A 14,538-nucleotide genomic window follows, 5' to 3' on the forward strand; every position below is an offset into this window, starting at 1 on the left:
GCGCGACAGCCTAGGCAAGTTAACAATTAAAAATTACCTAGTGGCATTGTTTGAGATTTTACCCTCTAACTTTTAATTATATATTTTTAATTGCTAAAAGCCGAGGGAATGTATTCTTGCAGGGTGAGTCGGTAGTTTCCTGCAACGGCGGATTGAGAGTGCGCTGCTGTTAATGGTGGTAATATTCGCTTAGTTTTTTGTTGTGAAGGTTCGCACATGACTAAAGCGACATCAAAGCGACAATAATTATTGGCTAAATCTGGATGAGTGCTTAAAAATATTTCGGCTGTTTGCCAAAGTTTGGCTTGTTTTGTGGTGGTAACAGCCAGCATTCCACCAGCATCCCAATTTCCCCGGCGGCGAGTTTTTACCTCTACAAATGCTAATGTTTGGGAATGGGGAATGGGGAATGGGGAATGGGGAATGGGGAATGGGGAATTTTCTTTACCTCTGTTGATTTCGCTTTCTTCATCTCTTCCGAGTGCGATGATGTCAATCTCTCCCCAGCGACAGTGCCACTGCCGGTGCAGGATTTCCCAACCTTGCTGCTGCAACCAGTCGGCGACTAAGTTTTCTCCCAATGTGCCGATATCCCTAGAGTTTGGGGATTGGGGGCAATTGGAGTCAGCCGTCGCTAACGGGCGATTCCCTACGGGATAGCTACGCTTGACGCGCTTTCTGGTAGAATTCAATTCTGAACTGTCACGGCTGCCCATTAGCTTTAACTTATGAATTATCGAATTCGCCAACATCGCAAAAATATTTATACTTTCTTGCTGAGTTTTGTTATTTTAGCAGTAATTGCCGTTGGGGCGATCGGTATTAATCCCGCACCTGCTTTCGCTTTGGATCACGACAAAGAAATCCTAGTCGGCGCTGATTTTACGGGCCAAGTTCTGACTGACGACAGCTTTAATAAAGCCAATCTTCGCAACAGCAATTTTACTAATGCAGATTTGCGGGGCGTCAGCTTTTTTGCTGCCAATATGGAAGAAGCAAATTTAGAAGGCGCTAATTTCACGGGTGCTACTTTAGATTTAGCTCGCATGATGAAAGCAAATTTAACTAATGCTATCCTTGAGGGTGCTTTCGCTTACAATACCAGACTCGAAGGAGCAGTCATTGACGGTGCTGATTTTACAGAAACACTGCTCCGAGACGATATGATAGAAAAACTTTGTAAAGTGGCAAAAGGTACTAATCCGGTGACGGGTAGAGATACTCGCGAAACTCTTTTTTGCGATTATTAAAAGGATCTTTGAATAAAGGAATAAAGTCATTACCACAAGATAGTTTGTAGTAATGACTTTATTGCTTATACCAGTTAAAAAAATAATGTAACTGCAGGCAAGCTTCCAACCTATATCGAACGAGTCATCCCCAATCTAAAATCTAAAATCTAAAAGGGCATTAGCCCCAAGGCACGGATGTTAAATCGTAAAAATTAACTTGACGCAGCCGCTCTAATTCCGTGAGCCATTGTTGTTCGGCACATAATAGTTGGTAATATTCTATAGCCTCTTCGCCACTACTAGCGGCCTTGGCTTTTTCCCACATATTGAGTGCAATCCGGCGGCGCTTCATGCTGATAATTTGCTCGATACAGGCGAGGGCAGATCTAATTACTAGAGGTGCGCGATAAACGTTTCTTTCTGAAAACTCATTTAAGTGAAATAAATGCGAGATCTGATTGAGTTGATTTGGATATTCAATGAAGCTATCTTGCAACTTCAATATTAACTCAGAAGGCGCTATTTGTAAAGAGGTTTTGTGCAATATTTCTGCATTGACAATCTGATGCCACAAAAATCTGTGGTGAGAAAGGCTAAACTGCACGTCTCTAGCTTCTATTGCTTCTCTGACATCTTGGCGGTATTCGGGACAGTGCAAGTAAATCTGCAATAATTGCGCTTCTGCTTCTTCTAAAAGACTGCGAGCTACAGCAGCAGATAAGCTTGATTTTGAGCTTTGGTTTTCGCCACTTGCACGCTGTTTTTTATATTGCTTGTTCCGCTTCAGATTCTTTCTAATTAACGGCGAAACTGTCAATGATTCATCTTTACTCAGTCTTTTACCCCAATCGCTAACTACTTGATTTAACAAAGTTTCTCTTAGTATTGGTTCCCGCTTAGATTCTTCTTTGCTTAGGATTTCCGCGCACTTTGAAAGGTAACGATGGAGTTGATTGTCGTCAGTAATATTAGTTAATAATTTAACAAATTTTTTGGTAACTTGCTGGTAAATATCGGTTTTTTTTAAATCTTGATTAACCAGCATTTGTTGCAGTTGCCAGTCCAGCCACAGGGGAGCATTTTCCAGCAATTCTTGATATTGTTCTGGGGAGTATGTTTTGAGGTATTCGTCGGCATCTTTGCCGTCGGGAATGTTGAGAACCCGCAGTTGCACTTCTCCTTGATAAGCGAGTTTTTCTATTTCTCCAATAGCGCGTTCTGCTGCTTGAGTTCCTGCTTTGTCGGCGTCAAAGTTGAGGATAATTTGTTTGGAGTCAGTGTAGCGCAATAACTGCCGCACTTGGTTTAAACTTAAGGCTGTGCCGAGGGAAGCGACGGCGTTGGAGATGCCGGCGGCCTGAAGTGCGATCGCATCAAAGTACCCCTCTACAACCACTGCGCGATCGGCTTTGCTAATGGCTGTTTTCGCTGTATCTAAGGCAAATAAAGTTTTGCCTTTATCGAAGAGTTCTGTTTCGGGAGAATTGAGGTATTTCGGCTGTTCGTCCCCCAGAGCTCTGCCGCCGAAACCGATGACTCTGCCTTGGGTATCGCGAATGGGAATCATAATGCGATTGCGGAAGCGATCGTAATAACCGCTGCCGCCATTTTTTCGGGGTACAATTAATCCAGCTTGTTCTACTAATGGCGCCGGATAGTTTTTCTGTTCTACTAAATAACTGTAAAGTGCTTCCCAACCTTGGGGTGCATAACCTAATTGAAATTGTTGGATAGTTTCTTCGCTGAGCTGGCGCTCTGATTTGAGATATGCTAAGGGTTCTTCTCCTTGGGTTTGTCGCAAAGCGTGTTCGTAAAAGTTGGCTGTTAGTGCTGAGATTTCATAGAGTTGTTCGCGCAGAGAAATTTGCCGCTGCAATTCTTGTCGGTGTTCCGGTTCGACAGTTTTGACGGGAACTTGATAATTTTTGGCTAATTCTAATACTACTTCGCTGAAAGGGCGTTTCTCCAATTCCATGAGGAACTTAAAAGCATTGCCACCTGCACCGCAGCCGAAACAATAATACATTTGTTTGCCGGGGCTGACTGTAAAGCTGGGAGATTTTTCATCGTGAAAAGGACACAAACCTACGAATTCTTTCCCGCGTTTTCGCAACACTACGCGACCGGAAATAACATCTACTATGTCGGCTCTTTGTTTAACTTCTTCGATTGTTTCTGGATGCAGGCGAGGAACTTGCATAGGGCTATTTTAGGCAAATTGGAAGTATTGGAGAAGGAAAGCACTACACGGATGAGGACACGGATACACGGATGAATTATCTACTCTGAGTGATTTCTCATGAGATTCAAAATCCCAGCCCCCTTAAAAAGGTGAAATAATCAGTGTCAAAGTCTCCCTTTTTAAGGGGGATTTAGGGGGAGCTCCGGGGATAGAAAACACGCCCTAGGGCATAAATTTATTGTAAGATATTTATACTAACTGTAAGGAGCATCGAAATTAATGCGAATTTTAATGATGGGCGGTACTCGGTTTATTGGGGTTTATCTTACTAAGATTTTAGCAGCACAAGGGCATGAAGTGGTGTTGTTTAACCGGGGCAACAAGCCTGTACCGGTTGCGGGCGTAAAACAGATTCAGGGCGATCGCACAAATGTCGAACAACTAAAAGAAAAGTTATCGACGGTCGAGTTTGACGCTGTTTTTGACAACAACGGCCGCGAACTCAGCGATACAAAGCCTTTAGCTGAAATATTTAAAGGGCGGGTGCAGCACTTTGTTTACATGAGCTCTGCGGGGGTTTATTTGAAGTCGGATCAAATGCCTCATATTGAAGGGGACGCTACTGATCCTAAAAGCCGGCATTTGGGTAAATGCGAAACCGAAAATTACTTGGCCGAGTTCGGTTTGCCTTGGACTTCGATTCGCCCGACTTACATTTACGGCCCCCAAAATTATAACGATTTAGAGGCTTGGTTTTTCGATCGCATTGTGCGCGATCGACCGATTCCGATTCCCGGTAACGGAATGCACTTCACGCAGTTGGGGCACTGTCAGGATTTGGCTAAAGCAATGGCGGCGGTTTTGGGCAACGAAAGGGCGATGGGGCAAATTTACAACGTTTCGGGCGATCGATTTGTCACCTTTGACGGTTTAGCCCGCGCCTGCATTCAAGCGGCAGGCAAATCCCCTGATGCTATTAAGATTGTACACTACGATCCGAAACAATTTGACTTCGGCAAAAAGAAAGCTTTTCCGATGCGATTGCAGCACTTTTTTGCTTCAGTTAATAAAGCTGTCACCGAGCTTAACTGGCAGCCGGAATTTGACTTAGTTTCTGGATTGAAAGATTCTTTTCAGAATGATTATGTAGTTTCGGGACGGGACAAAGCTGAGATAGATTTTTCAGTCGATGATCAAATTTTGAAATCGGTTCAAAGTTAAGTTAGAGTGGGAGCATCCCCATACCAGCAAAAATCTAGAAACCCACCCTAACCCTCCCCTTACTAAGGGGAGGGAACAAGAAAGAAAGCAAACAGACTGTCACAGTAAAGTTGGCGTCGCGCGCCTTACATCACAACCCAAAATAGCTACTTAGAGGCGATCGCAAAACTCAACAACGGCACATCTGTAATTATTGAAATCCAACTTATAAACCGACCGAGATTGGGGAAGCTAGCTGTGTAAAATACAGTAACAACTGAGAGAAATAAATTAATGATTGAAGAACGGCATAATGGATGTCACCCTAAAATTGATTTTATGGAAATTCAAACTCGCCAGTTGTCGTTCGACCAATTCAAAAATTTAGATAGGCTATGTTAGAATTTTCTAAGGCGGAAGATGTGACAGCTTGGTTGGAAGCTAATTCTCCCAAAGATTAGGAAATATTAGGTGAATTTCATGGTTGGAATAACACTCGGCAATCGCTACAGCATTATCCGTCACTTGGGAGGCGGCGGATTTGCTCAAACTTATTTAGCTGAAGATAAGCAGCTACCAGGAAATCACCTCTGCGTCGTCAAGCAGCTTAAACCTCAAGCAACTGATCCGGGAACTCTACAGGTAGCTAGACGTTTATTCGATACCGAAGCCCAAGTTTTGTACAAATTGGGAAATCACGATCGCATTCCCCGACTTTTTGCTTTTTTTGAAGAGAATCAAGAGTTTTACCTAGTTCAAGAATTTATAGAAGGTCACGATTTAAGCCAAGAAATTACGCCCGCTTCTCCGGGAAATGCGGGAGTCATGCAGGAAGATCAAGTCATTTGTATATTGCAAGAACTTCTGGAAATTTTAGACTTTGTACACCAGCAAAATGTGATTCACCGCGATGTCAATCCTCGTAATATTCTCCGCAGAGATAGAGACGGAAAATTAGTTTTAATTGACTTCGGCGCAGTCAAAGAAATTACTACTCAAATCACCACTCCTCAGCCCAAGAATAGCTTGAGTGTCAGCATCGGTACTCCCGGTTATATGCCTAGCGAACAAGCTCACGGCAACCCGAAACTCAGCAGCGATATCTATGCCGTCGGTGCGATCGCAATTCAGTTCCTCACTGGCATAAATCCTCACCAAATGCCAAAAAATCCCGATACAGAGGAAATTATTTGGCAGGACAAAACATCAGTCAGTCCTGAATTTGCGAAGATTTTAGATAAGATGGTAAAGTACGATTTTCGCCAACGTTATTCTAGTGCCGGCGAAACGCTGCAAGCTATTAAAGAATTGAAAAATTCTTTCAGCGGTACAGTTCCTGTATTGCCTCCTGTTGCTGCTGCGAAGGGGCCTGTAAAATCCCGAAAAAAACTGTATTTAAAAATATTGTCGATCGCCAGTTTAATTGGCATCACTATTATAGCATCAATTTATGGTGTAAAAACTTTTAATTCTGCCAATGCAACTGACTTGTACAACCGAGGCAATACTCTTTACAATTTAAGCCGATTTGAAGAAGCTCTGGCAGCTTACGAGCGAGCTATAAATCTCAGGCCGGACTACGCGGAAGTGTGGCAGGAAAAAGCCAAAACTTTATATGAATTGAAAAAATATCGAGAATCGCAGTCAGCTTATGATAAAGCCATAGAATTAAAGCCGGAATACTTGGAAGCTTGGACGGGACGCGGTTATGCTTTGGATAAGTTGCAACAGTCTCAAGAGGCGATCGCATCTTTTGATAACGCTTTGAAAATCCAGCCCGACTATGCCGCAGCCTGGGAAGGCAGAGGCGACACTCTGTTAGATTCGCAGCGGTACGAAGAGGCGATCGCCTCCTACGAAAAAGCGGTACAATTTCAGCCTAACTTGTACCGTGCCTGGTACAATCGGGGACAAGCTTACCAAAAATTAAAACAGTACGATCGAGCCGTAGAATCCTATCAAAAAGCAGTTGAAATCAAATTCGATAATTATGAAGTCTGGTACAATTTAGGCAATGTCTTCCTAGAAGTGAACAAAAACCAAGAAGCTTTTGAAGCCTACGAAAAAGCCGTGCGGTTTCAGCCCAATTTTTATCAAGCCTGGTACAGTAAAGGCATCGCTTTGCTGAAAATGCGGAGGCATGAAGAAGCGGTAGAATCTTACGAAAAAGCTGTTAAATTAAAACCTGATTATTATCAAGCCTGGTACAATTTAGGTTGGTCATATCACGAATTACGCAAGTACGAACAAGCAATTGAGTGTTATAACAGAGCCTTAGATTTAAACCCGAAAGAATACCAAGCGTGGTACAATAGAGGCAATGCTCAGTACAATTTGAAACGGTATGAAGATGCGATCGTCTCTTACAATGAAGCCGTTTATGTTAAGCAAGATTACTCCGAAGCTTGGTATAGTCGCGGTAATGCGCTTGTAGCGGTAAAAAGATACGAAGATGCGATCGCCTCCTATGACAAAGCAATTCGCTACAAACCAGATTACGGAGCGGCAATGGAAGCAAAAAAGCGGGCAGAAAGTCAGGTAGGAAGCAGCCCGCTAGAATCCCAACAACAACAATAATTGTTATTAGTTCCCTTAAGCGGACTTTGTTTGACAAGAAGCAATTTGAATTACCAAGTTTTATCTTTTAGCGAACAGCGGGAGCAATTACGGTAACTCGGCGGCTGTCTACTAACATCGGCCAAAAACCTCGATCGCTCAATGTTTTTACTGCAGCAGTAGCGGCGTTTTGATCCGTTGTATAAGCGACGAATAAAAAGGGACGCTGGCCGTAGGAAGCTAAGCCTACTTGCGTGCCTAATGCTTGCCTGACTTGGGCGGCTAATTCCGGTTGGTTGAAGTAATCTACTAACACTGCATAACCAGGGCCTAGGGGTTGGGGATTGAAGGCAAGATTGCCCGTTGAAGGATTAGTGATTGGTTCAGAACCTGCTACTGGCTGAGGGTTGTAGACTGGCAAATTTTGCGGTAGCGCGGCTGCGGGCGATCGTACTACGTAAGCTTGTAATCCGACAACATCTTCGATGTATTTAACCCAATCGCTAGCGATTTGCGAGTCGCGAAAGCCACCAACTCGCGTCACCGTGTCGCTGATGTACTGACAAACTGTGTTGTTAGTATTTCCTGGGAAAGAGCGTTTTGCTCTTTCTTGTTGTTCGGGTGTTCTGGTGACAATTAACAGTAGATATTCATCGGGCTGGGGCGGTTGGCAGCTCGATTGAGCTTTAACAGAACTCGATAAAATTGTCAATACCAAAAGGGCGATCGAAGTAGCAGAAAATAGGGGTAGAGACAAAATAAATTTGTAAAGTTTACCCCTAATTGTTGTTAGTTGTTTTGTCTGATATTTGGCTATTTTGTTCATGCTGTCTGTAGGGATGCAAGGGCATCGGGAATAATTGGTGAGGGCGCTTGAAATTCACCTGTCAGTACATATTCTAATCGGAGTTTCAACCAAGTGATGAAGACTGGATCGGTAGAAATAATAGCGGCGGCTGGCTGAGGGCATTTTGCTTTAACTTCTGCCATAGTCGGTGCTTCTAGGAAAGCCGGCTGTTTGACCAACCAGAAGTCTATTTCTTTTTCTTGTTCGTTGTAGTTGCGAGTTCTTTCTTTAAACACTTCATCTAGGGCTTCTTCTTCTAGTAAAAAGCGTTGGCTGGCTAAAACGTAGTAGTAGGTTTGCATTTTTCTCGGTTGTTAGGGGTTGAGGGTTAGCGGTTAATGCCGCCTGTACCGGCCAGTTTTGCTGGTCAGGGGCGGGTTTGCCGAGTTGCGGCAGTTGGAGAGTTCTAGACTCTTGTGCCGTTTACTTTACCTTATTTGCTGTCATCTTGGGTAGATGCAGAGCAAGTCGCCTCAGAAAAATCTTTGGTGGTGAGAGTTGAGGGAGTTGTGAGAGTTGCGAGAGTTGCTGGTTTTTTGGGGATTTGGGCGATTATTTTTGGGGCTGGTGATTTTCGTGAAAATTTAGGTGACAATAGGAAATTAGATGGAATTGCAGGTTGAATAATTACCAATTATTGAGGCAATCTGGGGGCTGTTAAACCTGATTGGGAGTGGTTTGCATATGAAAAGTTGTTGGAGTGCGATCGCGAATCGAGCTTGTTATGACGACTGTAATATATAGTGTAATATAAATCGTAAGGCTCAGAGTTTAAACTCTGAACGTTGTAAACTTTGGTACTTTTTGGGAGCGATCGCCCTAATTAACCCAAACTTTCTCAAACGGGCGATCGCCCTTCACTTCTGCCGTTCCGTCAAGGGCGATCGCCCCTTACGCCCAATTTGTGGTATTTTCTTATTTATACAAATTCCAAGTATTTTGACTTTCTAGAGCCATTTTTTGCCGCAAATCCCAAGGTAGTAAAACTTCAACTTTTGAACCCAACGCTCTCAACCATCTGACGACATAGTAGTCTGTAAGCCGGTACTTGAGTTCGTAGTAAATATCGGTGGTAGGACGAGACTGAAGTATATCTAAAAGAATCTGTCGATTTTCTGGTTTGGGAGTGTATTGTGTGATTAATGTGGCAGCGCGATCGCACTCTATGGCGGTAAAGGTATGGTGAATGCTGATTCCCTGCATATAACTTTGATGAAAATCGCGATCGAACCGCAATACCATCAGCCCGATTTCTTTATAAAAGTCGCAACCCCAAGCTTGTTTTAAGATCGCGTTGACTGTTTGAGGGGTTGGTAAGCGATTTGCTGCGTATTGCTCTCTTAATAATTGAGGGACGCGGGTGTCTTGCCAATTGAGAGGTTCTAGACGTTTAGAAATAATGCGATCGAGGCGATATTTATACCAATTGATTTCACCTCTAGGGGTGCTGCCATAGGCACAGAGGTATTTGGCATATTCCATAAAGTAAATGCAAACCGGGTAAACAACGCATTCCTTAATTAGGTTTTGATGAGCGCTGCGATAGGTTAGGAGTAAAGGGGGAATTTGTCCCGATTCCCAAATTTCTTGCAATTCGCTCTGAATTTGATCTACAGTATCTTCCATAGGACTAGATTCTGGTACGACATAATCCACGTACAAAAAAACGCGATTATTGTCTTCATCTAGTTCCTCTTCTGAAATTTGTTCGGCTAGCACGGGGAAACTAGGATCGAGAAAACTAAACCTACCCAATGCGCTAGCTACATAAGCTTGAGCTTTTGGAGTTAAATTGCGATCGAGGGGAGAGTTTTCTGTTTGACTGTAAATTGACGGTTTTTTTTCCACCCGGCGATATTGCTTGCTCCTACCAGCAACATCAGCAACCCGTTCCAAGCAATGGCGACTCACCAATAAATCGAAATCACTTTGAAGGGATTTGCGAACTTGAGCAAATAACCTTTCTTCCAATAACTCGTCTAAATCGGTATCGGCAATAGATATTTGCTTTTTTAAAGAATGTCGCCAATCAGTTACAGATAGATCCCATTTTGTCAACCACTGTTTCGTTGTTTTGTTGCAAGCACAATGGGGGTCTGGATAGTTAAGAATATCTTCTTGCTTTTCATCCTTATAATTCTCCCCAAAGAAGGCGGCGCGCCAATCAGCATAGGTAAAGGGATTGTCAAGGGCAATATATCCCTCGTCGCTGTACAGCCAACTTACCAAAACCCACAACCTGATGGCACGGGTGAGATTCTGCATTTGGTCGAGAGTTCCGTTGGCTAAATCCTGTAACAGCCTGGGTTGTGGGGGATTGCGAAAAGTTACGTTCACTGTCGGTTGATGAATTTATGTTGTGTTTTCTAGAGTAACAGCGATCGGAAGGGGGTATTTCCGATACGATGCAATAATCGGCGTGAAAGTTGAGAAAGACGGAGAGACAGGCTTTATGAGTACATCTGAGTTTGATGAGTACAAAGTTGACCACCTGTTTTTGCTGATTGGCGAGAACCCTTTGCCGAATTATGTCGCAGCGAGACTTTTGTTAAATAAAGGAGGTACGGCCTACCTTGTATACACAACTGGTACAGAGAAGCTAGCCATACGTCTGGAAACAATATTGAATACCGAACCAATTGGTTTAAAAGCTAAACATGTGCCGCTCAAGGATGGCGAAGCTGATGCCTATGAGATTCACAAGGCAATTTGCTCTGAGCTAAAAACTCTCCTGGATGGAAAAATTGGATTGAATTATACGGGCGGTACGAAGGCGATGGCTGTACACGCTTACAGAGCAGTTTTGAGCAAACAGCATCCTGATACTGTGTTTAGCTATCTTGACCCGCGTAAATTGGAAATGTGTATAGATCGGGAAGATCGCGATCGTATTCGCATCAAAGTCAAGCCAGATATGTTGCAAGTTGAACTTGTAGAACTTTTCCAAATTCACCGATTAGAGTTGAAAGCCAATCCTACACAAGAAGCGCAATTACCAGAATTAGCAGCAGCACTTGCCAAAGTATTTAAGGATGAAGATCAAAAAAAGCAGTGGGATGATTGGTACGGTATTTTTCGTGAACAAGCGCGTGAAAAAAAGAAAAATGGTGATGGAGATAAGTGGAAAAGCAAAACAGAATTAGCTAAATTATCAAGATCTGTCGAAAAATTACCGCCAGAAATTGAGACTGAGTTTAAACGAGAAAACTTGATTGGCTCAGATGGAAAACTATCGTTGCAAGCAGTTAAAGAAAAAGGAGCTTTTACGGAAATAGAACATTTTTGTAAATATCTTGACGGTTTGTGGTTAGAACATTATGTTTTGCAGCAAGTCAAAAATATTGCCGATCGAAACTCTATCAAAGACTACGGACTTAATTTTCAAGTCCCTCTCCTAGGAACTCAACAGGGATTTGAATTTGATGTTGCGTTTACAAGGGGCTATCAACTGTTCGCCATGTCTGTCTCAACAACTAGCAAAAGAGATTTATGTAAAAACAAGCTGTTTGAAGCCTACTTACGAGCGCGACAAATGGGCGGTGATGAAGCAAGAGTTGCTTTAATTTGCTGTACTAACGAACCAGATACTCTCAAAGCAGAGGTAGCAGTGCTAGATGACAAAAAAATTGCTGTGTTTGGACGTGATGACCTAACGGATCTAGCGAGCAAAATTGAAGACTGGATTAAACAAAATGATAAGGATGCAAAATGAGAAAATTTACTGTCACGGTACTAGACACAACAGGAATTCAACCTTACATTTTCGGTAGTAACCGCTTGCGAGAAAACATTGGTGCATCCTATCTCGTATCTCAAGCAACTGACAACTGGGCTAGAGAAGCTTTAAATAAGCTGAAAAAAAATATTAACCGAGAAGTTTACGCCTTCGATCCTGAAAAACCTCAATCGGAGGCAAAACCACGTATCGAAGATGATGGACTAGCTGCTGAATTAGTTTATGCAGGTGGTGGCAATACAGTATTGCTGTTTTCTGAAAAACAATATGCCGTGGAATTCACTAAAATTTTGAGTAAACGAATCTTAGAAGAAGCACCTGGAATCAATCTTGTCGCTGTCCATCAAGAGTTTGATTGGGATAGTCAATCTCTGTATAAAGTAGTCCAAGACTTGATGAAAAATGACCTGGATGTTAAAAAGCGAAGCAGGATACCTTCTGCACCGTTGCTAGGGTTAGGTGTGACAGCAACTTGTCGCTCGACTCAGTTAGTTGCTGTAGATATGAGCGTGCCATTTAAGGATGAAGATGATGAACCTTATCTAATTTCTAGAGAAATTCTGAACAAACGGAAGGCGGTTGAGTTAGCTAATAACCACCTCAAACATAAATTAATCACTTCTACTTCCGAAATTTACGAATTTCCCCTAAGAACTGATTATATGGGGCGTTCTGAAGGAGATTCCAGCTATGTCGGTGTAATTCATGCTGATGGCAATGGTATGGGTAAACGCTTTCAAAAGTTTGGCAAAGATAAGTCTAATCGAGATTACATTATCGCTATGCGCGAACTATCCCGCAGCGTTAATGATGCTGGTATTAATGCGCTCAGAAAAGTGATAGAGATGCTCGCTGCATCAATTATTGATGTAGAGGAGGACGGTAAAATAGTCAAAAAAGTTATGGGTAAGTTTGCTATTGAAGGGAATAACTTGCCCTTTCGTCCTCTAGTCTATGGAGGTGATGATGTCACCTTTGTTTGTGATGGGCGCTTAGGACTTGAACTGGCTGCAATTTATCTTGAAGCACTTGAAAAACAAAAAATTGCAGATGGTAAGCCGATTAAAGCTTGTGCCGGAATTTGTGTTGTCAAAACTCACTATCCCTTTGCTCGCGCTTATCAACTGAGCGAAGATTTGTGTCGAAAAGCTAAAAAGTTTGTTAAAGATGAAAACAAAGGAGACTTTTCAGCTTTGGATTGGCATTTGGCAGCGAGTGGCTTAAGTGGGTCAATTTCTGAAATTCGCGATCGCGAATATAAAGTGCTTGCTGGTAGCTTATCAATGCGACCTGTAAGCTTTAGAAAAGAACAACATAGTGATTGGCGTACTTGGGAAGGCTTCACAAAAGTAGTCAAACACTTGAATGAAGATGAGGAATGGAAAGGTCGTCATAATAAGGTGATTGCTTTAAGAGATGTACTGCGACAAGGGATTGACGCAACTCAGAAGTTTCTCAAAAATTACAGAATCAAGGATGAGCAACTGCCGAGTTTCCCAGAATGTAGCGGTCTGAGTGTAACATTAGCTAAACAGGGTTGGGTACATGAAACTTGTGGTTATTTTGATGCGATTGAAGCGATGGAATTTTATATCTCATTGAGGGAAGAATGCAATGCCGATTTACCAACTGAAAATAGAACTGCGGAGTGATACTACGTTTGGACGAGGAGATGGAGTCGCAGGTTTAATCGACCAAGAAGTCGAACACGATCCCTATGGTTTTCCTTACTTGCGGGGACGTACTCTTAAAGGATTGCTGAGCGAAGAATGCGATAACTTAATCGCTGTTTTATCTAATCATCAACAGGATTGGGAAAAAGTTGCTTGTAAACTATTCGGGACGCTTGGTAGCACTCTGGGAACAATAGGTGCAGTTCACGTAGGTGATGCTTGTTTGCCCGATGACTTACGTCAAGCTGTTGCTTTCCAGATTGATGACGAAACTTTAACAAAAACAGAGGTACTTGATTCGCTGACAGCTATTCGTCGTCAGACTGCAATAGACGCACAATCCGGTACACCAGATGAAGGTAGTTTGCGTTCATTGCGTGTAGTTTTGCGCGAGCTTTATTTTACGGCTGATTTGATTTTCGAGAAGATGCCAAGTAATGAAATGTTGTCGCTTTTAGCCGTTAGTTCTTTGGCACTCCGACGCTTGGGTAGCGGGCGCAATCGAGGTCGCGGTCGCGTTAGATGTACGCTACACGATTCAGAAGGTAATGATATTACCCATCAATATGCGAAGATTTTTGGAACAGAAATTAAGGAGAAAGTTGCATGAAAGCTATTACTTTATCATTGAAAACCCAGCAACCAGTTCTCGCTACTTCATTTCAAGGCGATCCGAACAGCGATGTTTCGTATTCTTACATTCCTGGTAGCATGATTCGCGGTGCAATTATTGGGCGTTATATGAGGCAGCATAATTTATCAGAACTGGATTTAACCAGTCAGGAAGTTAAGGGACTTTTCTTTGATGCCAATAGTACCCGTTACTTAAATGCTTATCTTTTAAGTCAAGAAAAGCAACCGCAACGTACTCTTCCTCTGCCTTTATGTTGGTTCAAGGATAAGGATGCAGAACTTAAAGAGAATTCCCCTATAGCTGTCTATGATTTTAGTATTGATAGAGGAGACGATCCAGAAACTCCAAAGGCTGTGGGTGAATACTTCTGGACAGAAAAAGGGGGAATGATAAATTTATACAAACAATACTCCGGACAGTTTTTAAGCAGCCAAAGTACCATAAGACAAGACTGAAGAAAGATTAGGATGGTTTAAAA

General features: G+C 42.6%; 13 protein-coding genes. 8 read left to right on the top strand and 5 right to left on the bottom strand.

Annotated features, from left to right (window positions below; translation table 11 throughout):
• Positions 1-86 precede the first annotated feature (86 nt).
• A complete protein-coding gene (locus QUA70_RS06335) occupies positions 87-716 on the bottom strand; it encodes a YraN family protein (protein WP_333327513.1) in 630 nt (209 codons plus the stop codon).
• A 12-nt stretch (positions 717-728) separates the two neighbouring features.
• Between QUA70_RS06335 and QUA70_RS06340 the strand changes: the two genes are divergently transcribed.
• Positions 729-1,250, top strand: a complete 522-nt coding sequence (locus tag QUA70_RS06340; RefSeq protein WP_333327516.1) for a pentapeptide repeat-containing protein — start codon at positions 729-731, stop codon at positions 1,248-1,250.
• 160 nt (positions 1,251-1,410) lie between these two features.
• Here QUA70_RS06340 and dnaG read toward each other — a convergent pair whose 3' ends face one another.
• On the bottom strand, positions 1,411-3,432 hold the full coding sequence (gene dnaG, locus QUA70_RS06345; RefSeq protein WP_333345635.1) for a DNA primase: 2,022 nt from the start codon (positions 3,430-3,432) through the stop codon (positions 1,411-1,413).
• A 261-nt stretch (positions 3,433-3,693) separates the two neighbouring features.
• Between dnaG and QUA70_RS06350 the strand changes: the two genes are divergently transcribed.
• Both QUA70_RS06350 and QUA70_RS06355 read left to right on the top strand, forming a co-directional pair.
• Positions 3,694-4,635 carry an NAD-dependent epimerase/dehydratase family protein gene (locus tag QUA70_RS06350; RefSeq protein ID WP_333345637.1) on the top strand — a complete coding sequence of 314 codons (942 nt, stop codon included), beginning with the start codon at positions 3,694-3,696 and terminating at the stop codon, positions 4,633-4,635.
• 459 nt (positions 4,636-5,094) lie between these two features.
• Positions 5,095-7,191 (top strand): tetratricopeptide repeat protein, encoded by a 2,097-nt coding sequence (locus tag QUA70_RS06355; protein WP_333345640.1) that lies wholly within the window; start codon positions 5,095-5,097, stop codon positions 7,189-7,191.
• Between the two features lie 67 nt (positions 7,192-7,258).
• On the opposite strand, the gene QUA70_RS06360 is transcribed toward QUA70_RS06355, so the two are convergent.
• Together QUA70_RS06360 and QUA70_RS06365 are read right to left on the bottom strand one after the other, a co-directional pair.
• A complete protein-coding gene (locus tag QUA70_RS06360) occupies positions 7,259-7,996 on the bottom strand; it encodes a hypothetical protein (RefSeq protein ID WP_333327527.1) in 738 nt (245 codons plus the stop codon).
• Complete coding sequence (locus QUA70_RS06365; protein WP_333345643.1) at positions 7,993-8,319, bottom strand: MgPME-cyclase complex family protein; 327 nt, start codon at positions 8,317-8,319, stop codon at positions 7,993-7,995. The genes QUA70_RS06360 and QUA70_RS06365 overlap by 4 nt, the downstream gene beginning before the upstream one ends.
• Before the next feature lie 114 nt (positions 8,320-8,433).
• On the opposite strand from QUA70_RS06365, the gene QUA70_RS06370 reads away from it, so the two are divergent.
• Entirely contained in the window at positions 8,434-8,640 is a 207-nt protein-coding gene (locus tag QUA70_RS06370; protein WP_333327530.1) for a hypothetical protein, read from the top strand.
• Between the two features lie 292 nt (positions 8,641-8,932).
• Here the strand turns inward: QUA70_RS06370 and QUA70_RS06375 are convergent, their stop codons facing one another.
• Positions 8,933-10,354, bottom strand: a complete 1,422-nt coding sequence (locus tag QUA70_RS06375; RefSeq protein WP_333327533.1) for a TIGR03985 family CRISPR-associated protein — start codon at positions 10,352-10,354, stop codon at positions 8,933-8,935.
• 82 nt (positions 10,355-10,436) lie between these two features.
• On the opposite strand from QUA70_RS06375, the gene QUA70_RS06380 reads away from it, so the two are divergent.
• Genes QUA70_RS06380 through QUA70_RS06395 form a run of 4 tightly spaced genes read left to right on the top strand, consistent with a single transcriptional unit; the run spans position 10,437 to position 14,515 of the window.
• Positions 10,437-11,729 (top strand): Card1-like endonuclease domain-containing protein, encoded by a 1,293-nt coding sequence (locus QUA70_RS06380; RefSeq protein WP_333345646.1) that lies wholly within the window; start codon positions 10,437-10,439, stop codon positions 11,727-11,729.
• On the top strand, positions 11,726-13,405 hold the full coding sequence (locus tag QUA70_RS06385; protein ID WP_333345649.1) for a Cas10/Cmr2 second palm domain-containing protein: 1,680 nt from the start codon (positions 11,726-11,728) through the stop codon (positions 13,403-13,405). Before QUA70_RS06380 ends, QUA70_RS06385 begins: the two co-directional genes overlap by 4 nt.
• Positions 13,368-14,036, top strand: coding sequence for an RAMP superfamily CRISPR-associated protein (locus tag QUA70_RS06390; RefSeq protein WP_333345651.1), 669 nt, complete (start codon positions 13,368-13,370; stop codon positions 14,034-14,036). Before QUA70_RS06385 ends, QUA70_RS06390 begins: the two co-directional genes overlap by 38 nt.
• Positions 14,033-14,515 (top strand): hypothetical protein, encoded by a 483-nt coding sequence (locus QUA70_RS06395; RefSeq protein ID WP_333345652.1) that lies wholly within the window; start codon positions 14,033-14,035, stop codon positions 14,513-14,515. The genes QUA70_RS06390 and QUA70_RS06395 overlap by 4 nt, the downstream gene beginning before the upstream one ends.
• Positions 14,516-14,538 lie beyond the last annotated feature (23 nt).

Origin of the sequence: Microcoleus sp. LAD1_D5 (assembly GCF_036702115.1) — a bacterium.
Taxonomy (GTDB): domain Bacteria; phylum Cyanobacteriota; class Cyanobacteriia; order Cyanobacteriales; family Microcoleaceae; genus Microcoleus.

What these genes read in the sequence shown, in the direction of transcription:
- QUA70_RS06340 (WP_333327516.1), top strand. Translation starts at nt 729, where the DNA reads ATGAATTATCGAATTCGCCAACATCGCAAAAATATTTATACTTTCTTG.
- QUA70_RS06350 (WP_333345637.1), top strand. Translation starts at nt 3,694, where the DNA reads ATGCGAATTTTAATGATGGGCGGTACTCGGTTTATTGGGGTTTATCTT.
- QUA70_RS06335 (WP_333327513.1), bottom strand. Translation starts at nt 716, where the DNA reads ATGGGCAGCCGTGACAGTTCAGAATTGAATTCTACCAGAAAGCGCGTC.
- QUA70_RS06385 (WP_333345649.1), top strand. Translation starts at nt 11,726, where the DNA reads ATGAGAAAATTTACTGTCACGGTACTAGACACAACAGGAATTCAACCT.
- QUA70_RS06395 (WP_333345652.1), top strand. Translation starts at nt 14,033, where the DNA reads ATGAAAGCTATTACTTTATCATTGAAAACCCAGCAACCAGTTCTCGCT.
- dnaG (WP_333345635.1), bottom strand. Translation starts at nt 3,432, where the DNA reads ATGCAAGTTCCTCGCCTGCATCCAGAAACAATCGAAGAAGTTAAACAA.
- QUA70_RS06390 (WP_333345651.1), top strand. Translation starts at nt 13,368, where the DNA reads ATGCCGATTTACCAACTGAAAATAGAACTGCGGAGTGATACTACGTTT.
- QUA70_RS06355 (WP_333345640.1), top strand. Translation starts at nt 5,095, where the DNA reads ATGGTTGGAATAACACTCGGCAATCGCTACAGCATTATCCGTCACTTG.
- QUA70_RS06360 (WP_333327527.1), bottom strand. Translation starts at nt 7,996, where the DNA reads ATGAACAAAATAGCCAAATATCAGACAAAACAACTAACAACAATTAGG.
- QUA70_RS06365 (WP_333345643.1), bottom strand. Translation starts at nt 8,319, where the DNA reads ATGCAAACCTACTACTACGTTTTAGCCAGCCAACGCTTTTTACTAGAA.